Consider the following 24643-nt stretch of genomic DNA (forward strand, 5'->3'; position numbering starts at 1 on the left):
CATTCTGTGAAAAGCTCCTCTACTATTTCTTATAAAGTTTCAGAAGTAGTTTTTGCTTGCATGTGAAGTGCTAAGTAATCTGGGCCACCAGCTTTAGAGTCTGTACCAGACATGTTAAAGCCACCGAATGGTTGGTAACCTACGATTGCACCAGTACATCCACGGTTGAAGTATAAGTTACCTACATGGAAGTCTTCACGTGCTTTTTCAATATGGTCGCGGTTATTAGAAACAACTGCTCCTGTTAAACCGTATTCTGTATTGTTTGCAATTGCAAGTGCATGATCGAAGTCTTTTGCTTTACAGAATGCTACTACTGGTCCGAAGATTTCTTCTTTCATTAAGCGAGCATCTTCTGCAACATCAGCAACGATTGTTGGTTGGATGAACCAGCCTTTAGAATCGTCTCCTTCGCCACCTGCTAGGATTCTACCTTCTTCTTTACCAATTGCAACATAGCTCATTACTTTATCGAATGCAGCTTGGTCATTAACAGGACCCATATTTGTACCTAATACAGCTGGGTTATCAACTGTTAATTCTTTTGTTAATTCAACAGCACGATTTAATACGTGATCATATACATCTTCGTGGATTACAGCACGAGAACATGCAGAACATTTTTGTCCTGAGAATCCGAATGCTGATGCAACGATAGATTTAGCTGCTAATTCAAGATCTGCTTCTTTATCAACAACGATTGTATCTTTACCGCCCATTTCAGCGATAACACGTTTTAACCAGATTTGACCTGGATTTACTTTCGCTGCACGCTCATAAATGCGGATACCTACATCACGAGATCCAGTGAAGCTTACGAAACGTGTACGAGGATGATCTACTAAGTAGTCACCAACTTCAGAACCATTACCTGGCACGAAGTTTACTACGCCAGCTGGTAAGCCAGCTTCTTCTAATACTTCCATGAATTTCGCAGCTACTACAGGAGTTGTACTAGCTGGTTTTAGTAATACTGTGTTACCAGAAACTAAAGCAGCTGTTGTCATACCTGCCATAATTGCGAATGGGAAGTTCCAAGGAGAAATGATAACACCTACTCCTAATGGAATGTAAGAGAAACGATTATATTCAATTGGACGGCTTTCTACTGGAATACCGTCTTTCAATTTCAACATTTGACGAGCATAATATTCCATAAAGTCGATTGCTTCCGCTGTATCAGCATCTGCCTCATTCCATGGTTTACCTGCTTCTTTTACAAGGATAGCAGAGAACTCATGTTTTCTACGACGAACAATTGCTGCAGCACGGAATAAAATGTCTGCACGCATTTCTGGTTTTGACTTTCTCCAAGTTTGGAATGTTGCATCCGCTACTTGCATTGCTTTTTCAGCTAATTCACGGCTTGCTTTTGAAACACGACCAACAAGTTCCTCTTTATTTGCAGGGTTTACAGAAACAATTTTATCTTCTGTAGTGATTTTTTCTCCCCCAATAATTAATGGATAGTCTTGTCCAAGATAAGATTCTACTTTCTTTAAACCTTCTTCAAACGCTAATTTGTTAGCCTCTACTGAAAAATCTGTAAATGGCTCATGTTTGTATGCTACTACCATTCTTTTTAGCCTCCCCTTAGAAAAACGTTTACATTTTACAACATTATTCTACACGATAATTTAGATTTATTCAAATATTCCTAGACTTATATTTTAAAAATTAATAAATTTTTAAAATATAATAAAAAAAAGAGATTCATACATGCGTATGAATCTACAAAATATGAGTATATTCCAAAACATTTTTTCCGATCAATAATATAGTAACTAATAAAAATAAAGTCCTTACATATCCAACGCCTTTTTGAACTGCAAACTTCGATCCAAAATAAGCACCTAAAATCATTGATAATCCCATAATAATACCGTATTCAAAATGAATTATATCTAAAAATAAAAAAGTAATTAAAGATACGATATTACTAACAAAGTTCAAAAGTTTTCCAGATGCCGCTGCTTGAATAAAATCCAAACCTATTAATAAAAATGCAAAAATTAAAAAGGATCCTGTCCCTGGTCCAAAAAAACCATCATAAAACCCTATCATTAAAATAACAAAGAAAAATATTAATGTTTTCCTTTTCGTCATCTTCTTATAGGTAGATACGCTTCCCCAATCCTTTTTTGCAATAATATAAATGGCAATAAACACCAACATTACAAGTACTAATGGACGTAAAATATCCGGTGGAATAAATTTTACCACTAAAGCACCTGCGACCGCTCCAATAATAGTTAACGGGATTAACTTTCCTACAATTTTAAAATCGACTTTTCCTGATCGAATAAAATAAATTGCACTCGTAAACGTCCCCATCGTTGCAGCTAATTTATTCGTTGCAATTGCCGAAGCTGGTGACAAACCGACAAACATTAGTGCAGGAAGCGAAATTAATCCTCCACCTCCAACAACTGAATCAATAAAAGCTGCTAAAAATCCGAATGCAATTAATAAAATAATGACTTGAAGACTTAGTTCGTCCATGACCTTTACCCCTTATCCCCTTATTTATAACATTTAAAATTATAACAAAATTCCTCAAGAAAAAAAGCTGTTCCTTCGTGGAACAGCTTTTATCTTTAATCTAAAATTTTTACGAGTGGCTCATCTTGCTTCGCTTCACGTATAATAATCGCTTCTGGACGTTCTACAGATTTAATCGTTACTTGTACTCTCATATAATTTGGGAAGTATTCCATAACAAGCCCTGCTACATATTGTGTAAAACCAATTATTTCCGCTTTTCCATTAAACTGGACAGGAATATCCAGCTTCATTTCTTTTAATTCCTCGTCTCTATACATACCAGTACCGATAACAGCGGAATAATCGCCTTGGAAATAATCGCTTAGTTTTGCTTTGAAGTTAGATACCCTTGCAAGATCTTCACGCTTATTGTCTGTTTTTGCTTGTTCAGACGGGAACAAATAGTATTTCTCGTTAATTTGTTTCCAATCTTCAACCGTTTCACTACCTTTTTCCACATTAGCATAAGAAACATAGTTTCCTGGCACAAGTGCAGACTTTGGAGATTGACGATAAATCGCAAATGTAATCGGAACGTTTTTTATGTCGGGCTTTTTTTGGTGCATAACTTTCAAGATTTCTTGCGCCATTTTTTTCCCTTCAGCTAACATTTTTTCGTCCTCGATTTTAGCCTCACGCGGATAACCATGCTCTTCATTAAAATATTGAACAGAATTCATTGCTAAACCAACTACAATACCACCAAGTTCAACATCTTTATCGCCTTTTTTCACATAATAATTATGCTCTAAAATATTTGAAATATATATTGGATTTTTTTTATTTTTCACTTCTAGTGATTCTGATCCTTCGCCTAACGCTGGATTGAGCCCTATATTCGGAAATTTAACTGCATCTTTTTTTAATTTGCTCTCTAGTTCCTTTTGTTCGGCATCTGTACGCTTTCTTTTTACAAGCATTTTTACGGTTTGATCATCTAGAGTACTTCCACCTTTAAAGAAATAATCTTTCGTATTAAATGATTCTTTTGCAATACGCATTAATCCTGTTTCAAATTCATCTATATCAAGACGATTATTTAATCCCTGCACAACTAATCCACGTGCAGATCCTGCATCAAATGGAACAGTCGTCTTATAATATTCATCCGAAATAGCATACTTCGGAACGACTGCTTGCTCTTTTGCTTTCCCTGATTTCTCAGCCACTTTTTCATCTTTGTCGGCACCTGCGCTACAACCACTTACAAGTAGGCCAAGACTTAATACCGCTAATGCTATTTTTTTCATGGTAAGTTTGCACCTCTTACTTATTTAGCTCTTGTAAGAACCTCTCTTCATTCCAAACTTCAACATTGTGCTTCTCTGCTTGCGCTAATTTTGAGCCAGCAGCTTCACCAGCAACAACTAAATCCGTACTTTTACTAACACTTCCTGTTACTTTTCCACCTAATGCCTCAATCTTCTTCTTCGCTTCACTGCGTCCCATCACTTCTAATTTCCCAGTTAAGACGACAGTTTTCCCTGCAAAGTAAGATTCAACATTTTGTAAATCTGCACTTTTTATGCCTTTGTATGTCATGTTCACGCCATACTCTTTAAACTGTTGTAATAGCTCTAATACATCTTCATTATCAAAATATGTTACAACGGATTGCGCCATTTTTTCACCAATTTCATTAATTGATTTTAGCTCCTCTTCCGTCGCTTTCACAAGTGCATCCATCGTTTCAAAATGCTCTGCAAATGTACGTGCTGCTTTCGCTCCGACATGGCGAATTCCAAGGCCAAATAATAATCGCTCTAACGAGTTTTCCTTCGAATTCTCAATTGCTTGTATTAAATTTGTTGCTGATTTTTCACCAAAACGCTCTAGCTGTAGTAATTGTTCTTTCGTCAATGCATATAAATCTGCAAACGTACGAATATAATCTGCATCAAAGAGCTGTGTGATGACACGCTCGCCAAGTCCGTCAATATTCATTGCATTTCTTGAAACGAAATGAATTAATCCCTCGCGAATTTGGGCAGGACAAGTTGGATTTATACAACGAAGTGCAACCTCTTCTTCTAAACGAACTAGTTCACTCTCACATGCCGGACAATGCGTTGGCATGCGGTATTCTTCTTCCTCACCAGTACGCTTATCAAAAATAACGTTCACAACTTCAGGAATAATATCTCCAGCCTTTTTCACAACAACGTAGTCACCAATTCGAATGTCTTTTTCACGAATTAAATCCTCGTTATGTAAGGAAGCACGACGAACGATCGTACCAGCCACTCGTACTGGCTCTAACTCTGCAGTCGGCGTTACAACCCCTGTACGGCCAACACTTAATTCAATGCCCGTTAATCTCGTTACAACTTCTTCAGCCGGGAATTTATAAGCAATCGCCCATCTTGGACTCTTTGCAGTAGTTCCTAGGCTTTCTTGAAGAGCAACATCGTCTACTTTTATAACGATCCCATCAATCTCATAATCAAGATTCGGACGTTTTTCCTGCCATTCTTCTACATAAGCTATAACCTCTTCAATTGTTTCACATGTACGGCGATTTGGATTTGTCTTAAACCCCAGTTCACCTAAGAAATCAAGTGATTCGCTATGCGATGAAATTGTTTTTTCTTCTACATTTGCAAGACCATATACAAACATGGATAGGTTACGCTTTGCTGCAATTTTCGTATCAAGTTGACGTATTGAACCTGCTGCCGCATTACGCGGATTCGCAAATACATCTTCACCGTTTTGCTCTTTTTCTTCATTTAGTTTAACGAATGAACGCTTCGGCATATAAGCCTCGCCTCGCGCTTCTAACGTTACCTCTTCATTTAATCGAAGTGGAATTGCTTTAATCGTTTTCAAGTTTTGGGTAATATCTTCACCTGTTATACCATCACCACGTGTTGCACCTTGAATAAAGCGTCCTTTTTCATAATGAAGTGAAACAGCAAGTCCGTCAATTTTTAATTCGCATATATATCTTACATTCGCATCATCAATTCCTTGACGTACTCTTCGGTCAAAATCACGCAAATCTCCTTCGTTAAATGCATTTCCTAAACTTAACATCGGTGACTTATGCGTTACTTTTTCAAATATATCAAGAACAGTTCCCCCAACGCGCACGGAGGGAGAGTCTTCACTCATGAACTCTGGATTCTCTGCTTCTAATTTTATAAGCTCCTGCATATTACGGTCATACTCCGCATCAGAAACAGAAGGATTGTCTAATACGTGATATTGATAGTTAAATGTATTTAACAAATCACGTAGTTCTTCTATACGTTTTTTTGCTATCTCTTTTGACATATCCTCATTCCTTTCCTATTGTTTCGTCACAGGTGCAAATTTTGCTAATAAACGTTTAACACCAATCGGGCTTGGGAACGCGATATCTAATTCTTTTGAATCACCTTCGCCTTTTACACTTACAACTGTACCGACTCCCCATTTTTGGTGGGAAGCTTTATCGCCTACTGCCCAGCCAATTTGCTCGCCGCCTGTTGTCTTAACAGCCGGACGTACGAAAGCTGAACGAGAGCGTGTTGTTGCCGCAGCTCCTGTCGTTCTTCCTTTTGCACCAAACGAAGTTTCACGCTTCGGCGCTGTTTCATTTAATGGTTCCACCAGCTCTGCCGGGATTTCTGTAATAAATCGAGATGCTGCATTCATACTTGTCCTACCAAATAAAGTACGCATTTGCGCATTCGATAAGTATAATTCTTCTTCTGCACGAGTAATACCTACATAAGCAAGACGACGCTCTTCTTGCATTTCATCTTCTTCCATAAGAGAACGCGTATGCGGGAATATTCCTTCCTCTAAACCAACGATAAAGACTACAGGGAACTCTAGCCCTTTTGCTGAGTGCATCGTCATTAAAATAACTTCTTCACCAGCAGTTGGATCTTCATCTACACGATCAATATCCGCGACAAGAGCTAAGTCTGTTAGGAATGCAACAAGGCTCTTATCTTCACTTTGAGATTCGAACGTTTGCGTAACAGATAAAAACTCATCTAAGTTTTCTAAACGGCCTTCTGCTTCTAAAGAACGCTCATTTTTCAACATCTCGCGATATCCTGTTTTTTCAATGACTTCTTCTACTAATTCTGTAACAGATAAGTACTCTTGCATATTTACCCAGTTGTGTAGTAAACTTGCGAATTCTTTTACTGCCTTTGTAATTTTTGCACTTACACCAACATGCTCAATTTCATCAAATACAGCCGTTAATGAAATTCCGTTTTGCACACCGTAATTAATAATTTTATCGATAGAAGTCGCACCAATCCCGCGCTTCGGCATGTTAATAATACGTGCGAAACTAATCTCATCATCAGGATTCCCAATTAAACGTAAGTACGCCAAAATGTCTTTAATTTCTTTACGGTCGTAGAACTTCGTACCGCCGACAATTTTATAAGGGATATTAGATTTCAGGAAAATCTCCTCAACCATACGAGACTGAGCATTCGTACGATATAATACTGCAAAGTCAGTATATTTTCGGTTCCCCATTTGAATATCATCACGAATTTTTTTCGCAACAAAATACGCTTCGTCCTTTTCAGTTGCAGCACGATAATACGAAATTTTGCTCCCAACTTGGTTGTCTGTCCATAATTTTTTCGGTTTACGATTCGTATTTTTTTCAATAACAGCATTGGCTGCATTTAAAATATTTTGTGACGAACGATAGTTTTGTTCTAACAGAATAACTTGCGCATTCTCATAGTCTTTTTCAAATGACAAAATGTTAGAAATATCCGCACCACGCCAGCGATAAATAGACTGATCTGAGTCACCCACAACACAAAGGTTTTTAAAACGTGCTGCTAAATGTTTAACAAGAAGGTACTGCGCTTTGTTCGTATCTTGATACTCATCCACGTGAATATATTGGAACTTACGCTGATAAAACTCTAGTACTTCTGGAACACGTTCAAATAGCTGAATCGTTGTCATAATTAAATCATCAAAGTCTAATGAGTTATTTTTCAAAAGACGTTTTTGATATTCTGTATATACATCGCTCGTTAATTTTTCATATGGATCAGCGATTGTAATTTTTTTTGCATATTTATCTGCAGATAACAGTTCATTTTTCGCATTACTAATACCGGCTAAAATAGCGCGCGGCTCAAATTTCTTCGGATCAATATTACGCTCTTTCATAATTTTTTTGACTACAGTTAACTGATCGCCTGAATCTAAGATTGTAAAGTTACGATTAATACCAATACGATCGATATCACGTCGTAAAATACGTACACACATAGAGTGGAACGTAGAAATCCAAATATCTTCTGCTTCTGGTCCGACAAGTGTATCAATACGCTCGCGCATTTCACGAGCAGCCTTATTTGTAAAGGTAATAGCTAGTACATTCCATGGCGCTACACCTTTTTCACCAAGTAAATATGCAATACGATGTGTTAACACACGTGTTTTACCACTACCCGCTCCCGCCATTAATAGCAGCGGTCCATTCGTTGTTTGCACTGCTTTTTGTTGCTGTGGATTTAAACCATTTAATAACTTATCCGTCATACTCATATACGCCTGCACCTACTCTCCTTTTACTGCTTTAACTGTTTTTAACGCCGATTTTATATCATCATAAATAACATTTCCAACAACTACTGTATCGGCATACTGCGCTACTTCTTTCGCTTGTTCTGCATTAGAAATGCCACCGCCATAATATAACTTAGCTTGTTTCAATTCTGCTTTTACATTTTTAACAAGTTCAATATCTCCATACGTACCGCTATATTCTAAATAGAATATCGGTAAATGTAATAGCTTGTCTGCTAAACGCGCGTATGCAATAACGTCATCTTCTGTTAAATCACATTTTGCATCTGTAAGCTGGGCTACTTTCGCTTCAGGATTTAAAACACAATACCCTTCCATGAAAATTTCGTCCCAGTCCATAATATCCCCAAATTCTTTCAATGCCTCGTGATGAACACCTGTTACCCATTCTACTTTTCGGCTATTTAATACGCTTGGGATGTAATAAAAATCAAAGCCTGGTGTGATTGCTTCCACATCAGAAACCTCTAACACGCAAGGAACTGCATATCTACGAATGCTAACTAGCATGTGTAATACGTTATCAATTGTAACTCCATCACTTCCGCCTACAATAACAGCATCGGTTCCAGACTCACAAATCATTTCTAAATGTTCATCGCTTAACTCCTTATTTGGATCAAGCTTAAATACATGTTTCCATCCGGAAATATCGTACATGAAAACACCCTTTCTTTTCTCTAGTTATATCTATAGTTCTGTTTAAAATAACAGTTAGTTTTCATCTTGTTTTTTTTAAATAGCTATTAAATATTTTTCAAAAAGAAGGATTTCATTTTACCTTCTTTTTATGCATTCTTTCATTATAACAAAAAAAGCTACTGACACACACGCCCATTCCAACATCTTTTTCAACGTCAAATGTTGGATTACATATCCCCAAAATCACACGGAATACTAATAAGAGAAGTAGTATTTACTATTTCAATTTTCATAAAAAGGAGTGTTTTTCTAATGAAGCAAAACATCGGGACAATAAACGCTCTAATTCGAATTACACTTGGTCTTGTCCTCTTCGGATGTAGTGCAACTAAACTTGTACGCAATCCGTGGTGCACTTGGTCTAACATTTTTCTATGGATTGGTGCAATGAAAGTTGCAGAGGGAATTGTTCGCTTCTGCCCTATTGTTGAAGCATGGAAATTTGGAAAATACATGAATATGGGCGCATTTAAAATGCCTGGCATGAATTTTACTGAAAAAGGACATGCTAAAGAAGAAGTGAATCAAACTTCCGCTCATGACAAGCCAAAGTCAAAGGGAAGTTATGATGCTTCTGACAAAGAGATTGAGTCAGCGATTGAAGAAATAATCCTGGCAAAACCGCTTTGAATCATTTGTCACGATGCAAGATGCTCTCAAAGGGACTTAGCTGCTGCAGTGGGCGGTTAAGTCCTCTTTATTTTACCACAAAACAGAACGTACATTCCTTTTCATCCCTAACACGTACATAAAAAATACCAAATAAAAAAATTCAGAAGATTAGGTATGAATCCCTTGCTTAAAATGATATAAAAGTGATATCATTTTTATATCAGGAGGCGATCATATGAAAGAAAAACAAGTATTTTATGTAAATGGATTTCTGGGTGTTATTGGAATTTTAGTTTTAGCCGCTATCGGTGTATTTTGCCTTGTACAAGAAATGTTTGTAATAGCTATTTTAGCTCTTATATTAGCATCTGTTTTGGCTACAGGCATCGGTATCGTTCAACCGAATCAAGCGAAAGTTATTACGTTCTTCGGTAATTATTTAGGAACAATTCGTCAAAACGGTTTATTTTTAACAATTCCATTTGCATTCCGTCAAACTGTATCTTTACGTGTTGAAAACTTTAATAGTAAGAAATTAAAAGTAAATGATGTCGAAGGAAATCCAATTGAAATTGCAGCTGTTATCGTATATAAGGTGGTTGATTCTGCAAAAGCAATGTTTGGTGTTGAGCATTACGATCGATTCGTAGAAATCCAAAGTGAAACAGCAATCCGCCACGTGGCAACAAAATATCCTTATGATAATTTCCAGGATGAAACTTGTATTACGTTACGTGGAAATACTGAGGAAATTTCAGAAGAGCTAAAACGCGAATTAGAAGCGCGTCTTGAAATTGCTGGTGTAGAAGTATTAGAAACTCGTTTAACGCATTTAGCTTACGCAACAGAAATTGCCCATGCAATGCTACAACGTCAACAAGCAAAAGCAGTGTTAGCTGCTAGAAAAGAGATTGTTGAAGGTGCTGTGAAAATGGCCAAAGATTCAATCCATATGTTGGATGAAGAAGGCGTGCTGGAACTCGATGACGAGCGTAAAGCAAATATGGTAAACAACTTATTGGTTGCCATCGTTTCAGATAAAGGTGCGCAACCAGTTATTAATACAGGAAGCCTATACTAATAGGTTGTAAATAATTATGGCTAAAAAGAAAAGCTTTCCATTACGTATTGATCCTGAATTACACGCAGTCATCGAAAAATGGGCGAATGATGAGTTTCGTAGCGTCAATGCACACATCGAGTATTTACTTCGAGAAATGGCAAAGCAAAAAGGAAAATTGAAGAAAGATAAAGATGCATAAAAATCCCGCTGAGAAATCAGCGGGATTTTTTATACATTAGCTTCTCGTCATCTCATGCCCAATTGCACGATATCCTATATCACTTCGATAAAACAGACCATCACTTTCAATTTTACCGATTTCTTTATATACTTTATCTTTTGCTTCTTGTAAACTATTCGCCTTGCAAGCAACAAATAATACACGACCACCATTTGTTACAAAATCACCGTGTTTCATTACTGTCCCCGCATGGAAAACAATCACATCTTGCAATGCATCTAATCCGTTAATAACTTCACCTTTTTTATACGCTTCTGGATATCCTTTAGAAGCAAGTACAACACCGATAACAGCATCTTCTGACCATTGTAAAGTTAGTTCACTTTCATCTAACACAGCGTTGCATACATCAACTAAATCATTCTCTAAGCGAGGTAATACAACTTCCGTTTCAGGATCACCAAAGCGAGCATTAAATTCAATTACCTTTGGACCATCATTTGTTAAAATAAGCCCTGCATATAAAATACCTGTAAACGAACGATTTTCTTGGATCATCGCTTTAGCAGTTGGATGTAATACTGTTTCAATCGCCTCTTGAACTGCTGATTCTGGAATTTGTGGTACTGGAGAATATGCGCCCATTCCACCTGTATTAGGACCCTTATCGCCATCAAAAGCTCGTTTATGGTCTTGAGCAATTACCATCGGATGTACAGTTGTTCCATTTACAAATGCCATCAATGAAAATTCTTGTCCATCTAAAAACTCTTCAATAACGACCTTCTTACTTGCCACGCCGAATTTCACATCTTGTAGCATTTCTTTCACAGCTTGTAATGCCTCTTCAAGCGTCATTGCTACCGTTACACCTTTACCAGCAGCTAATCCATCAGCTTTAATAACAATTGGCGCACCAACTTTTTGAATGTACTTTACTGCTTCATCATAGTCTGTAAAAGTTTCGTATGCAGCAGTTGGTATATTATACTTTTTCATCAACTCTTTCGTAAAAGCTTTACTGCCTTCAATAACAGCAGCCGCTTTATTCGGACCAAATACGCGAAGTCCTTCTTCTTTAAAACGATCAACAATTCCATTCATAAGCGGAATTTCTGGCCCAACGAAAGTTAATTCAACATTATTCTCTTTGGCAAATAAAACTAATGCATCAAAATCATTTTCATCAATATCAACTGGTGTTGCAACATCTCGCATACCTTCATTACCTGGTGCTACATACACCTTCTCCACCTTTTCAGATTGTGCAAACTTCCAAGCTAAAGCATGCTCACGCCCACCGCGGCCAATTACTAAAACATTCATATTTCATCCCCCAATAATTAAATAGGTACAAACTAGAAGCTATGCTCCTAGTTTGCTTTTTCATATCAATAGAAGTTTAAAAGGGAGGATCGAGAGAACCGAGCAGGTCGAGGCGCATTTTCCAAGAGGATACGGAGTATAGTTTTCCTACATGAGTACCGCACTGGCATTGCAACGACGACATGCGAAGATTATCTCGACCGGACCTTTTAGACATCCTCTATTAGTGTTTGAAATGACGTACGCCAGTGAACACCATCGTAATCCCATACTTATCTGCCACTTTAATAGAATCCTCATCACGAATTGATCCACCTGGTTGGATAATTGCTGTAATACCAGCTTTTGCTGCTTCTTCTACTGTATCTGGCATTGGGAAGAAAGCATCAGATGCAAGTGCGCTACCTTGTGCTTTTACGCCAGCTTGTGTAATTGCAATTTTTGCAGAGCCTACACGGTTCATCTGTCCCGCGCCTACACCAACCGTCATGTTATCATTCGCTAAAACAATTGCATTTGATTTCACATGTTTTACAACTTTCCAAGCTAGTTTTAAATCTTTCCACTCTTGCTCTGATGGTTCACGTTTCGTTGGAATTGAAATTGTGTTCTCATCTAATGATAACGTATCTTCCTCTTGAACAAGAAGACCACCTTGTACAGAAGTTAGTTTTTTGCTTGCACTTGTCGCTTTTTCAATATTTACAGTTAGTAAGCGTAAGTTCTTCTTGCTTTGCAACACTTCTAAAGCTTCTTGCGAGAACGAAGGAGCGATAACAATTTCTAAGAAAATTTCGTGTAACTTTTCTGCTGTAGCTTTATCAATTTCACGATTTGCTGCAATAATACCGCCGAAGATTGATACTGGATCCGCTTCATAAGCACGAGTATATGCCTCGTGAATATCAGTTCCTACTCCAACGCCACATGGATTCATATGTTTTACTGCTACTACTGCTGGTTCTGTAAATTCTTTTACGATGCTAAGCGCTGCGTCTGCATCATTAATATTGTTATAAGATAATTCCTTACCATGTAATTGTTCTGCATATGCAACAGAAGAAGTTGCAGCAAATGGTGCTTTATAGAAAGTAGCCCTTTGATGTGGGTTCTCTCCATAACGTAAGTCTTGCTTTTTCTCAAACGTCACAGTTAACGTTTCTGGACTTTCTTCACCCATTTGTTCTGTTAAGTAGTTAGAAATTAACGCATCATATGCCGCTGTATGACGGAATACTTTCGCTGCTAATTTACGTTTCGTCTCTTCTTTTACTTCGCCGTTCTCTTTCAGTTCTGCTAATACAACATCATAATCTACTGGATCTACGATTACCGATACAAATTTATGATTTTTCGCAGCAGAGCGAATCATTGTTGGGCCACCGATATCAATATTTTCAATTGCATCAGCAAATGTTACATCAGGCTTAGCGATTGTTTCTTTAAATGGGTATAAGTTAACAACAACAAAGTCAATTGGTTGAATGCCTAATTCATTCATTTGCGCTACATGTGTTTCATTATCACGAACTGCTAATAGACCACCATGAATATTTGGATGTAATGTTTTTACACGGCCATCCATAATTTCTGGGAAACCAGTTACTTCAGAAATACCGATTACTTGTAAACCATTTTCTTCTAGTAATTTTTTCGTACCACCTGTTGAAATAACTTCAATCCCTTGTTCTAGTAAACCTTTAACAAATTCTACTACTCCTGTTTTATCTGAAACACTTACTAATGCACGCTTTTTCATTTATCCTTCACCCCTGGTTGTATGTTAGTTAACAGTTGGTTCTTTCACAGACTGAACAATTTGATTCACTGTATTTACGTATAATTTATGTTCAACTTGTTGAATTTTCTTTTGTAAGCTTTCTCTCGTATCACCTTCAGAAACAACTACTGCTTCTTGCGCAATAATTGGACCTGTATCCATACCTGCATCTACATAATGAATTGTTACTCCAGTTACTTTCACACCTGCTTCTAACGCTTGACCGACAGCATCTTTCCCTGGGAAACTCGGTAGTAGTGATGGATGAATGTTAATAATCTTCCCACCATATGCTTCTAGTAAAGTTGGCCCAATTAAACGCATATATCCAGCTAAAATAACATAATCAATTTCATACTCTTCTAGCTTCTTTAATATTTCTTTTTCAAATGCTTCTTTTGACTCATATGCTTTCGCTGAAAAAGCGAAACATGGGATATGATGATAATGTGCCCGTCCAATAACGCGTGCTTCTGGTTTATCACATACTAATAAACTAATATCTGCATCCAATCTCTTTTCTTCTACCGCATTAACGAGAGATTGAAAGTTAGATCCGCTTCCAGAAGCAAAAACTGCTAATCTACTCATAGTGCTGTGCCCCCATTGAAGGTAACGCCATCCCCTTGTACAGTACGACCAATAATACGAGCTGTTTCTCCTTGCTCTTCAAGAAGACGAACAATATCTTTTGCATCTTCTTCCCTTACCGCTACTACCATACCAATACCCATGTTAAAAATATTGAACATTTCTTTCTCTTCTAGTTTCCCAACTTCTTGAAGCAAATTGAAAATCGGCTGAATTTCCCAAGATCCAAGTTCAATCTCAGCACCAATTCCTTCTGGCAACATACGTGGAATATTTTCAATGAATCCACCACCTGTAATATGAGCCATACCGTATACTTCATGTTTTTTCAATAGTTCTAAAATAGGTTTGACATAAATTTTCGTTGGTTTTAATAACTCCTCACCAAGAGGTAGTTCTAAGCGTCCATAAATACGATCTAAAGATAGTTCTCCATCTTCTAGTAACACTTTTCGTACTAAAGAGTAACCATTACTATGAATACCGCTAGATGCTAAGCCAATTAATACGTGACCAGCTTCAATCTTTTCACCTGTTACAATTTTCTTTTTATCAACAATCCCAACTGTAAAACCAGCTAAATCGTATTCTTCCGTAGAATACATTCCTGGCATTTCAGCTGTTTCCCCACCAATTAATGCACAACCAGCTTGGCGACAGCCCTCTGATATACCTTTGACGATGTTTTCAATTTTACTAGGTTCAGCTTTACCACAAGCAATATAATCAAGGAAGAAAAGCGGCTCTGCCCCTTGGACAACAATATCATTTACACACATCGCTACTGCATCAATACCAATTGTGTCATGTTTATCTGCCATAAAAGCGAGCATCAATTTTGTTCCCACGCCATCTGTTCCAGATACTAATACAGGTTCTTCTAATGCAAATTTTGATAGATCAAACATACCTCCAAAACCGCCTAAACCGCCTAGTACTTCTTTTCTCATTGTTGTTTGTACGTGTTTTTTCATGCGAGATACCGCTTCATATCCAGCTTCAATATCTACTCCTGCTTGCTTATATGCATTCGCCATCGTTATTTACACCTCGTCTTTTAATTTCTCCCCATCCAGGGCGGCCGTTTTTAAGAAAGAAGCTAGCTTCTACATCAAAAGAAGTAGAAGCTTTTTTCACTTTCTTATTTCATACTTTCTAAAAGCTCTTGCTCATAATCATAAAGAGCTGTTGGATAGTCTCCATTGAAGTAAGCCATACATAGGCCGCCATATTTCCCTTCATATGGACGTCCAATTGCATCTACTAATCCATCTTCACTTAAAAATGTTAAAGAATCCGCTCCGATCATTTCACGGATTTCTTCTACTGTATTATTTGCTGCAATTAATTCTTTTCTCGTTTGAATATCAATACCATAGAAACATGGATATTTTAGAGGCGGTGAAGCAATTCTTACATGAACCTCTGTCGCTCCAGCTTCACGAAGCATACGAACAATTCGTTTGCTTGTCGTTCCTCTTACGATAGAGTCGTCAATCATAACAACTCGTTTCCCCTCAACTACACCTCTTACTGCGGAAAGCTTCATCTTTACCCCTTGCTCTCGCAATTCTTGAGAAGGTTGAATAAACGTACGTCCAACGTAACGATTTTTAATTAATCCTAACTCATATGGAATACCTGTCGCCTCAGCATAACCGATCGCAGCTGAAATACTAGAATCTGGTACACCAGTAACAACATCAGCTTCAATAGGAGCTTCTGCCGCTAAACGTTTCCCCATGTTTTTACGTGCTGCGTGGACATTAATACCAGCGATATTAGAATCCGGACGCGCAAAGTAAATGTACTCCATACTACAAATTGCATGATCTACTTCATTTGTAAAACGATCTACGTGAATTCCTTCATCATTGATGATAAGTAATTCACCCGGTTCTACATCACGAATGTATGTTGCACCTACTACATCGAAAGCACATGTTTCTGATGCTACAACGTAAGCATCACCCATCTTTCCAATTGAAAGAGGACGGAACCCATTCGGATCTAGCGCAACAATCATTTCATTCCCAGTTAGTAAAAGATATGCAAACGCACCTTTCACTTTATTTAGTGCCTCTTTTACACTTTCAATTAAAGAATCTTTCGTACTACGCTTAATAAGATGTAAAAGTACTTCTGTATCTGAACTCGTTTGAAAAATACTTCCCTCTGCCTCTAATTCGCGGCGAAGCATTTTTGCATTAATTAAATTTCCGTTATGAGCTAATGCCATACTATGATCAGAAAAACGGAATAATAATGGTTGAACGTTAGCTACTTCACTTCCACCAGCCGTCGCGTATCGTACGTGTCCGATTGCTGATTTTCCGTCCAATCCTTCTAGCTCACCTCTTGAAAACACTTCCGATATTAAACCTAATCCCTTGTGACCGACGATTTTTTCCCCATTATTTACAACAATGCCTGCGCCCTCTTGCCCACGGTGCTGCAAACTGTGCAATCCGTAGTACGAAACTTGTGCCGCATTTTCATGCCCCCAAATTCCAAAGACGCCACATTCTTCATTTAACCCCTTTATTTCAGCAAGCATGGGATTGCCCCTTTCCAAGCCTGTCTCATTTCATCTACATTTGCTGTAAGTAATACTTCATTTTCTTCATTATGAATTGTTACCTCATTTGTATCTGTCACTGCTCCAACTTGAATTGCTTCGACGACTTTCTCGAACGCTTCTTTGTTTTCACGTTTTACAGTTAGAACGAAGCGAGATTGTGATTCCGCAAATAATACCGCCGTTGCTTCACCGTCTAATTTCACAGTAGCACCTAAACCGTTAGCACCAATTGCACTTTCAGAAATTGCAACTGCTAAACCACCTTCAGCAACATCATGTGCCGATTGAACAAGGCCAGCTTGAATTGCTTCTAATACTTGTTTTTGGCGTTTTAATTCTACATCTAGATCGATACTTGGTGATTGGCCGAAAATTTTGCCGTGGACCATTTTCTGTAATTCACTTCCACCAAATTCAGCTTTCGTCTCTCCAATTACGTACACTAAATCGCCAGCTTGCTTAAATTCTTGTGTTGTTACATGTTTTAAATCATGGACAAGACCAACCATCCCAACAGTCGGTGTTGGATATACCGCTTCACCACTACGCTCGTTATACATCGATACGTTTCCGCCAATAACTGGCGTTTGTAATGTGCGACAAGCTTCACTCATACCATCTACCGATTTCTCAATTTGCCAGAAGATTTCCGGTTTTTCTGGGTTACCAAAGTTTAAGCAATCTGTAATTGCAAGTGGCTCTCCACCAGAACATACGATATTACGCGCTGCCTCTGCTACTGCAATTTTACCGCCCGTTTCTGGATCTAAGTAAATATAGCGAGAGTTACAATCTGTCGTCATTGCTAATCCTTTTTCTGTACCGCGTACACGTACAACCGCTGCATCTGAACCTGGTGTAACAACTGTGCTTGTGCGTACTTGATAATCATATTGATCATATACCCACTCTTTACTTGCAATTGTCGGTTGTTGTAGTAAAGCGAATAACGTTTCTTTATAATCTTCTACTTGCGGTGTTTCCACTTTCATCTGCTGGAACTCAGCAAAGTATGCTGCTTCTTTTGATGGTTTATGATAAATTGGCGCTTCTTCTGCAAGAGCATCTGCTGGTACTTCAGCTACCATTTCACCTTTATGGAATAAGCGAAGCATTTTGTCTTCCGTTACTTTCCCCATCGTAACTGCTGCAAGACCATACTTCTCAAATAAATCTACTATTTCTTGCTCTCTACCTTTTTTGATAACAATTAACATACGCTCTTGTGATTCAGATAGCATCATTTCATATGGTGTCATTCCCGTTTCACGCTGTGGTACATCATCTAAGTACATTTCAATACCCATACCTGCTTTACTTGCCATTTCTGCAGAAGATGAAGTTAAACCAGCAGCTCCCATATCTTGAATTCCAACAAGTGCATCAGACTGAATAAGTTCTAAACATGCTTCGATAAGAAGTTTCTCCATAAATGGATCTCCTACTTGAACTGCCGGACGTTTCGCTTCTGAGCTTTCAGATAGTTCTTCAGATGCGAATGTTGCACCGTGAATACCGTCACGACCAGTTGATGCTCCTACGTACATTACTGTATTGCCAGCACCGTGTGCTTGCCCTTTTTTAATATCCTCGTGGTTAATTAAACCTACGCACATTGCATTTACAAGTGGATTTCCTTCGTAACATGGATCGAATTGTACTTCGCCACCAACAGTAGGAATACCGATGCAGTTACCGTATCCTGCGATTCCTGCTACTACTTCTTCGAATAAATATTTCACACGTGGTGATTGTAGTTCACCGAAGCGAAGTGAGTTTAATAGAGCTACTGGACGTGCTCCCATAGAGAATACGTCACGGATAATACCACCAACGCCTGTTGCTGCTCCTTGATATGGTTCAATAGCAGAAGGATGGTTATGGCTTTCCATTTTAAATACAACCGCTTGATTATCACCGATATCTACAATTCCAGCGCCTTCTCCAGGGCCTTGCAGGACACGCTCACCTGTTGTTGGGAACTTGCGAAGAACTGGTTTTGAATTTTTATAACTACAATGTTCAGACCACATTACAGAGAATAAACCTGTTTCTGTATAATTCGGCAAACGGCCTAGAATCTTTTCAACCATGGCAAACTCTTCGTCTGTTAGCCCCATTTCCGCATATATACGCTCTTCTTTAATTTGTGTTGGATTTGGTTCAAGCATTAACGACATATGTTTCCCTCCACTGTTTTAAGATAGATTGAAAGACTTTTAACCCTTCAGCACCACCAAGCAATTCATCTACAGCACGCTCTGGGTGTGGCATCATACCAAGTACATTTCCCTTTTCATTTACAATACCAGCAATATCTGAAACGCTACCGTTCGGATTTTCTACATAACGGAATGCGATTTGATTATTCTTTTCTAATTGTTTAAGAGTTACTTCATCACAATAGTAATTCCCTTCACCATGTGCAATTGGAATATTGATTACTTCATCTTTTTCATATTGTGATGTAAACATCGTTTCGTTATTTTCAACACGTAACTGAACAGTGCGACACATAAATTTTAAGTTTTCGTTTCTTATTAGTGCTCCTGGTAGTAATCCTGATTCAACAAGAATCTGGAATCCATTACACACTCCTAAAATTGGTTTTCCTTGCTCAGCAGCTTTTTGCACTGCTTTCATTGCGTTAGCAAAGCGAGAAATAGCACCACAACGTAAATAGTCACCGTAAGAGAATCCACCAGGTAGTAAAATTGCATCATATTCATCTAAATTCTCTCTATCGTGCCAAACGTAATCTACTTCTTCACCAAGCTCATCTTTAATTGCATGGAACATATCGACATCACAGTTCGAACCCGGAAATACTATTACGGCAAATTTCACTGTGCGACAACCTCCTCAACTTCATAACGGAAGTCTTCCATTACAACGTTTGCTAATAATTTTTCACACATTTCCTTTACCTTTGCGTCAAGGTCAGATACAGATTTATCAATTGTTAGTTCCATGTACTTTCCGATTCGAACATCCTGTACTTCTGTAAATGAAAGACTATGAAGTGCCCCTTTTACTGCTGTTCCTTGTGGATCTAATACGCTTTCTCTTAACGTTACATATACCTTAACTTTATACATGTGAAATTCCCCCTAAACGTTTTAAAATCTCTTCATAAGCTTCTGTTAAATTTCCAAGATCGCGACGGAATACGTCTTTATCAAACTTTTCATTGCTCGTTTCATCCCATAAACGGCAAGTATCTGGTGAGATCTCATCCGCTAATATGATTTCTCCTTCTTCCGTTACACCAAACTCTAATTTAAAATCTACTAATCTTACACGACAGCTTGCGAAATGCTCAATCAATACTTGATTGATTTGTAGAGCCATATCTCGTAATACGCTTACTTGCTCTGGTGACGCAACATTTAATACACGAATATGATCTTCCGTTACAAGCGGATCTCCTAAATCATCATCTTTGAAGTAAAATTCTACGATTGGTTCTGCAAGTACAGTTCCCTCTTCCATTCCTAATCGCTTTGAAAGGCTTCCTGCAATTACATTTCTTGTGACAACTTCTAAAGGAATAATACTCACTTTTTTTACAAGTTGCTCTGTTTCAGATAACTTCTCAACAAAATGTGTTTTTATTCCTACTTCTTGTAACTTTCTGAACAATAAAGTTGTAATCTCATTGTTCAAACGACCTTTTCCTGTAATCGTCTCTTTTTTCTCCCCATTGAAAGCAGTCGCACTATCTTTGTACTCTACCCAAACCATATCTGCTGATTCTGTACGATAAATTCTTTTTGCCTTACCTTCATACAGCAATTCTAGCTTTTGCATTTCGCAAGCCCCCTGTAGTTTGAAAAATGTGAATAATATTTTTATAAAGAATGGCACAGAATGACTCTATTCTGTGCCATATAAAATTTTACGCTTCGTTTAATCCTAGGCGTTCAAAGATTGTATCAACATGTTGCATATGATGCTCATAGTTGAAGCATTCGTTAATTTCCTCTTGCGTTAATTTGCTCGTAATACGCTCATCAGCTTCTACAAGCTCTTTAAATTGTACTTGTGTTTCCCAAGCTTCCATCGCTTTAGGCTGTACGATATCATAAGCTTCTTCACGTACCATACCTTTGTCGATTAGTGTAAGCATTACGCGCTGAGAGTAAATTAAGCCGTATGTTCTTGTCATATTGCGTTTCATATTCTCCGGGTATACAGTTAAGTTTTTAACGATATTACCAAAGCGATTTAACATGTAATTTAATGCGATTGTAGCATCTGGTAGAATTACGCGTTCTGCTGAAGAGTGAGAAATGTCGCGCTCATGCCATAATGGAACATTCTCGTAAGCCGTCATCATATAACCGCGGATAACACGAGCTAAACCAGTCATATTTTCAGATCCAATTGGATTACGTTTATGTGGCATTGCAGAAGAACCTTTTTGACCTTTTGCGAAAGCCTCTTCAACTTCACGTGTTTCACTCTTTTGTAAACCACGAATCTCAACTGCCATCTTTTCAATAGATGTTGCGATTAGCGCAAGTGTTGACATGTAATGTGCATGACGATCACGTTGCAATGTTTGTGTTGAAATTGGTGCCGCTTCTAATCCTAAGTTTTCACAAACAAATTTTTCTACGAATGGATCAATGTTCGCGTATGTACCAACTGCACCAGATAATTTACCAACGCGAACTGTATCCGCAGCTTGTTTGAAACGCTCTACGTTACGTTTCATTTCTTCATACCAAAGACCAAGTTTTAAACCAAATGTCGTTGGCTCTGCATGAACACCGTGCGTTCTTCCCATCATAATCGTGTATTTATGCTCTTTCGCTTTGTTAGCTAAAATGCTAACGAAGTTTTCTAAGTCTTTTAACAAGATTTCATTTGCTTGTTTTAAGATGTAAGATAAAGCTGTATCTACTACGTCTGTAGATGTTAAACCGTAATGAACCCATTTGCGTTCTTCACCTAATGTTGGTGTTTCTGATACAGCACGAGTGAAAGCAACTACGTCATGACGTGTTTCTTTTTCAATTTCATAAATACGATCAATATCAAATGATGCATGCTCACGAATTTTTTTAACATCTTCTTTTGGAATATCGCCAAGCTCAGCCCATGCTTCACAAGCTAAAATCTCAACTTCTAACCATGCTTTAAATTTATTCTCTTCCGTCCAAATAGCACCCATTTCAGGGCGTGTATAACGATTAATCATCTTTTTCCCTCCAACAGTTGTTCTTGATGGTCCCAAATATGCAAACTCTTCGCTTTTTCTAGAGCGACTTCAATATTATCATTTAAAATATTAACATGCCCCATTTTTCGCTGCGCTTTTGCTTCTTCTTTTCCATACAAGTGTAAATAGCACCCGGTTAATCTATTCACTTGTCCTAGGACCCCTTCTATATGTTCGCCTAAAATGTTTACCATGACAACTGGTTTTAACAAATTTGTTTCTCCAAGAGGTAAATTACAGATTGCTCGAATATGTTGACCAAATTGACTCGTTTCACATGCATCCTGTGTATAGTGTCCTGAATTGTGAGGTCTTGGTGCTAATTCATTAATGTAAATCTCACCATTAGCTGTAGCAAACATCTCTACCGCTAGTGTTCCCACAAGTTCTAATTCATCCGCAAGTACCTTTGCGTAAGCAATTGCTTTTTGAGAAAGTTCTTCTGTAATGCGAGCTGGAACGATAGATTCATGTAAAATGTTATTCACATGAATATTTTCCGCTACTGGAAACACTTTCGTTTCACCACTTACACTACGAATGACAATAGCTGATACTTCTTTTTCAAAAGGCACCCATTTTTCTAGAATGCATTCTGCTTCATTCGCAAGATTTCGTGCCTTCTCAACATCAGCTTCACTTCTTAAAACAACTTGCCCTTTCCCATCATATCCACCTGTCGTTGTTTTTAAGACGGAAGGATATGATAACTCAGCAATCGCTTTAGTAAGCTGCTCTTGATTTTGAACTAATCTATACGTCGCTACCGGTAACCCGGCTTTTTCAATTGCATTCTTTTCTGTAAAACGATTTTGCGTTTTATTTAACAACTGACTACCTTGTGGTAAGTAAGCATGTTTTTCAAGCCATTGTAAACATCTATAATCAATATTCTCAAATTCATATGTGACAACATCACTTATCTCTGCTAAATGCTGAATTGCTTTTAAATCGTCATATGGTGCAACAATTTCAACATCAGCAACTTGTGCACATGGTGAATGCTTTGTAGGATCTAAAACAGCAATTTTATATCCCATCTCCTTAGCTGCCAATGCCATCATTCTTCCAAGCTGGCCGCCTCCAATAATGCCGATTGTTTTTCCAGGTAAAATGATTCTCGTCATACTAGCTCACTACCTTCACGCACATCTTTTTCAATTGCTTCTCGTCTCAATTCCAATGCATCATGTATATCATCATGGAATGATCCAAGTATTTGTGCAGCAAGTAATCCAGCATTTGTTGAACCAGCTTTACCAATTGCAACAGTTGCAACTGGAACCCCTCCTGGCATTTGGACGATGGATAATAATGAATCTAATCCGTTTAACGCTTTTGATTGAACTGGAACGCCAATTACAGGAAGATTTGTCTTCGCTGCAACCATTCCTGGTAAATGCGCTGCTCCACCAGCTCCAGCAATAATAACTTTCAATCCACGTTCACGAGCCGTCTCTGCATATTCAAACATATAATCCGGAGTCCGATGAGCGGATACAACTTTTTTCTCATACGGTATATTTAATTCATCTAAAATGTCACAAGCAAATTTCATTGTTTCCCAGTCTGACGTACTTCCCATTATGACTCCAACTAGTGATTTCATATTAGAATCCCCCCGATTCAAATAAAAAAAGCCTGAAATAGAACAGTTTCTCTTTTACTATGAGAGAAAGCGCTCTACTCAGGCATACGTATCCCTTGTGAATAGAAAAATACCGAGTGACTTTCCCTCATAGTCTAACGAATAACGGTCGTTAGGTAGAGACTTGCAGGCCATATCCCCGCGATTATATGAGGTCTTATATATTATTGTTTCTATGGCTATATTAACAATATTTTATAAACAATGTCAATAAATAATCGAATGTTTTTTTACTAGTTACCAATAACGTTCGTGTTTTAGTTATATTCAAAAGAAGAATTGCAACTATATGCAAGAAGGAAAGGGAATTAGAATATATATTTCTAGAGATCTATTTTACGTACAATTGTTTATATGGTACTTCAGTACATTTTAATAAAAGTATATAAACTCTTATTCTCTATACATCAATAGAACTTATATTATAGCGATTTAATTTTTAGGGGGAGAATAACCGTGAAAAAAAATAACTATGCTATTATCTTATTTATTTTTCTCTATCGCAGTAATTGCTATAATGATTGAATACTTATTTATATCATCCCATTTTTTCTACTCTCATTTTTTAAAATATATACTTATAATAGAAATAATGTTTCCTGTTCTTAAGTATTATTTTAGGGCAGTCGGAAAATCAGGAACACCAAAAATCATTGCCATTATTTTAAACAGTCTCTATTTCATTCTTTTTTCATTTTTGGCGTTATTAAATTTATGGATTATGACATTTGGTAAATAAAAATAAACACAAAAAAGACGAGTCATTCTGACTCGTCTTAAGCTTGCTTGGCGACGTCCTACTCTCACAGGGACAAGGTCC

At 37.7% G+C, this 24643-nt stretch carries 22 protein-coding genes and 1 riboswitch; of the genes, 4 read left to right on the forward strand and 18 right to left on the reverse strand.

Annotation, left to right across the window (positions count from 1 at the left end; translation table 11 throughout):
• Positions 1–29 precede the first annotated feature (29 nt).
• The 6 genes from pruA to pcrB all read right to left on the reverse strand — a co-directional run bounded on the left by pruA (position 30) and on the right by pcrB (position 8772).
• Complete coding sequence (pruA, locus tag JDS92_RS18035; RefSeq protein ID WP_000259542.1) at positions 30–1577, reverse strand: L-glutamate gamma-semialdehyde dehydrogenase; 1548 nt, start codon at positions 1575–1577, stop codon at positions 30–32.
• Between the two features lie 154 nt (positions 1578–1731).
• Entirely contained in the window at positions 1732–2502 is a 771-nt protein-coding gene (locus JDS92_RS18040; protein ID WP_000343983.1) for a TSUP family transporter, read from the reverse strand.
• A gap of 95 nt (positions 2503–2597) precedes the next feature.
• Entirely contained in the window at positions 2598–3794 is a 1197-nt protein-coding gene (locus JDS92_RS18045; protein WP_097959765.1) for a CamS family sex pheromone protein, read from the reverse strand.
• 16 nt (positions 3795–3810) lie between these two features.
• Positions 3811–5820, reverse strand: coding sequence for an NAD-dependent DNA ligase LigA (gene ligA, locus JDS92_RS18050; RefSeq protein WP_000031436.1), 2010 nt, complete (start codon positions 5818–5820; stop codon positions 3811–3813).
• A 15-nt stretch (positions 5821–5835) separates the two neighbouring features.
• Positions 5836–8082: a DNA helicase PcrA gene (gene pcrA / locus JDS92_RS18055; protein ID WP_098911529.1), complete on the reverse strand. Its 2247-nt coding sequence runs from the start codon at positions 8080–8082 to the stop codon at positions 5836–5838.
• Positions 8083–8772, reverse strand: coding sequence for a heptaprenylglyceryl phosphate synthase (gene pcrB / locus JDS92_RS18060; RefSeq protein ID WP_000272082.1), 690 nt, complete (start codon positions 8770–8772; stop codon positions 8083–8085).
• Between the two features lie 294 nt (positions 8773–9066).
• Here pcrB and JDS92_RS18065 point away from each other — a divergent pair, with 294 nt between their 5' ends.
• From JDS92_RS18065 to JDS92_RS18075, 3 genes are all read left to right on the forward strand, one after another.
• Entirely contained in the window at positions 9067–9444 is a 378-nt protein-coding gene (locus JDS92_RS18065) for a YgaP family membrane protein (RefSeq protein WP_000812355.1), read from the forward strand.
• Between the two features lie 217 nt (positions 9445–9661).
• The gene (locus JDS92_RS18070; protein WP_000660692.1) at positions 9662–10507 is read left to right on the forward strand and encodes an SPFH domain-containing protein; all 846 of its coding nucleotides are present in this window, start codon (positions 9662–9664) and stop codon (positions 10505–10507) included.
• A 16-nt stretch (positions 10508–10523) separates the two neighbouring features.
• Complete coding sequence (locus tag JDS92_RS18075) at positions 10524–10688, forward strand: type II toxin-antitoxin system antitoxin (RefSeq protein ID WP_001085171.1); 165 nt, start codon at positions 10524–10526, stop codon at positions 10686–10688.
• A 36-nt stretch (positions 10689–10724) separates the two neighbouring features.
• Here JDS92_RS18075 and purD read toward each other — a convergent pair whose 3' ends face one another.
• From purD to purE, 12 genes are all read right to left on the reverse strand, one after another.
• On the reverse strand, positions 10725–11996 hold the full coding sequence (purD, locus tag JDS92_RS18080; protein ID WP_016107413.1) for a phosphoribosylamine--glycine ligase: 1272 nt from the start codon (positions 11994–11996) through the stop codon (positions 10725–10727).
• 223 nt (positions 11997–12219) lie between these two features.
• Positions 12220–13755, reverse strand: coding sequence for a bifunctional phosphoribosylaminoimidazolecarboxamide formyltransferase/IMP cyclohydrolase (gene purH, locus JDS92_RS18085; RefSeq protein ID WP_199632244.1), 1536 nt, complete (start codon positions 13753–13755; stop codon positions 12220–12222).
• A 24-nt stretch (positions 13756–13779) separates the two neighbouring features.
• Positions 13780–14367: a phosphoribosylglycinamide formyltransferase gene (gene purN, locus JDS92_RS18090; RefSeq protein WP_000088570.1), complete on the reverse strand. Its 588-nt coding sequence runs from the start codon at positions 14365–14367 to the stop codon at positions 13780–13782.
• Positions 14364–15404, reverse strand: coding sequence for a phosphoribosylformylglycinamidine cyclo-ligase (purM, locus tag JDS92_RS18095; RefSeq protein ID WP_001262428.1), 1041 nt, complete (start codon positions 15402–15404; stop codon positions 14364–14366). Before purM ends, purN begins: the two co-directional genes overlap by 4 nt.
• A gap of 104 nt (positions 15405–15508) precedes the next feature.
• Positions 15509–16924: an amidophosphoribosyltransferase gene (purF, locus tag JDS92_RS18100; protein WP_097959768.1), complete on the reverse strand. Its 1416-nt coding sequence runs from the start codon at positions 16922–16924 to the stop codon at positions 15509–15511.
• Positions 16909–19128 carry a phosphoribosylformylglycinamidine synthase II gene (purL, locus tag JDS92_RS18105; protein ID WP_000055552.1) on the reverse strand — a complete coding sequence of 740 codons (2220 nt, stop codon included), beginning with the start codon at positions 19126–19128 and terminating at the stop codon, positions 16909–16911. The genes purF and purL overlap by 16 nt, the downstream gene beginning before the upstream one ends.
• Positions 19112–19795 carry a phosphoribosylformylglycinamidine synthase subunit PurQ gene (gene purQ / locus JDS92_RS18110; protein ID WP_000666770.1) on the reverse strand — a complete coding sequence of 228 codons (684 nt, stop codon included), beginning with the start codon at positions 19793–19795 and terminating at the stop codon, positions 19112–19114. The genes purL and purQ overlap by 17 nt, the downstream gene beginning before the upstream one ends.
• Positions 19792–20046: a phosphoribosylformylglycinamidine synthase subunit PurS gene (purS, locus tag JDS92_RS18115; RefSeq protein WP_000278820.1), complete on the reverse strand. Its 255-nt coding sequence runs from the start codon at positions 20044–20046 to the stop codon at positions 19792–19794. The genes purQ and purS overlap by 4 nt, the downstream gene beginning before the upstream one ends.
• A complete protein-coding gene (purC, locus tag JDS92_RS18120; protein WP_001170546.1) occupies positions 20039–20758 on the reverse strand; it encodes a phosphoribosylaminoimidazolesuccinocarboxamide synthase in 720 nt (239 codons plus the stop codon). The genes purS and purC overlap by 8 nt, the downstream gene beginning before the upstream one ends.
• Before the next feature lie 88 nt (positions 20759–20846).
• Entirely contained in the window at positions 20847–22154 is a 1308-nt protein-coding gene (gene purB / locus JDS92_RS18125; RefSeq protein ID WP_000610752.1) for an adenylosuccinate lyase, read from the reverse strand.
• Entirely contained in the window at positions 22151–23302 is a 1152-nt protein-coding gene (gene purK / locus JDS92_RS18130) for a 5-(carboxyamino)imidazole ribonucleotide synthase (protein ID WP_000196786.1), read from the reverse strand. Before purK ends, purB begins: the two co-directional genes overlap by 4 nt.
• The gene (gene purE, locus JDS92_RS18135; protein WP_000839361.1) at positions 23299–23784 is read right to left on the reverse strand and encodes a 5-(carboxyamino)imidazole ribonucleotide mutase; all 486 of its coding nucleotides are present in this window, start codon (positions 23782–23784) and stop codon (positions 23299–23301) included. The genes purK and purE overlap by 4 nt, the downstream gene beginning before the upstream one ends.
• 110 nt (positions 23785–23894) lie before the next feature.
• Positions 23895–23996, reverse strand: a riboswitch (purine riboswitch).
• 299 nt (positions 23997–24295) lie between these two features.
• On the opposite strand from purE, the gene JDS92_RS30950 reads away from it, so the two are divergent.
• Positions 24296–24562 (forward strand): hypothetical protein, encoded by a 267-nt coding sequence (locus tag JDS92_RS30950; RefSeq protein ID WP_000927496.1) that lies wholly within the window; start codon positions 24296–24298, stop codon positions 24560–24562.
• Positions 24563–24643: the final 81 nt, after the last annotated feature.

This window comes from Bacillus cereus group sp. N12 (assembly GCF_016483575.1).
Lineage (GTDB): Bacteria > Bacillota > Bacilli > Bacillales > Bacillaceae_G > Bacillus_A > Bacillus_A toyonensis.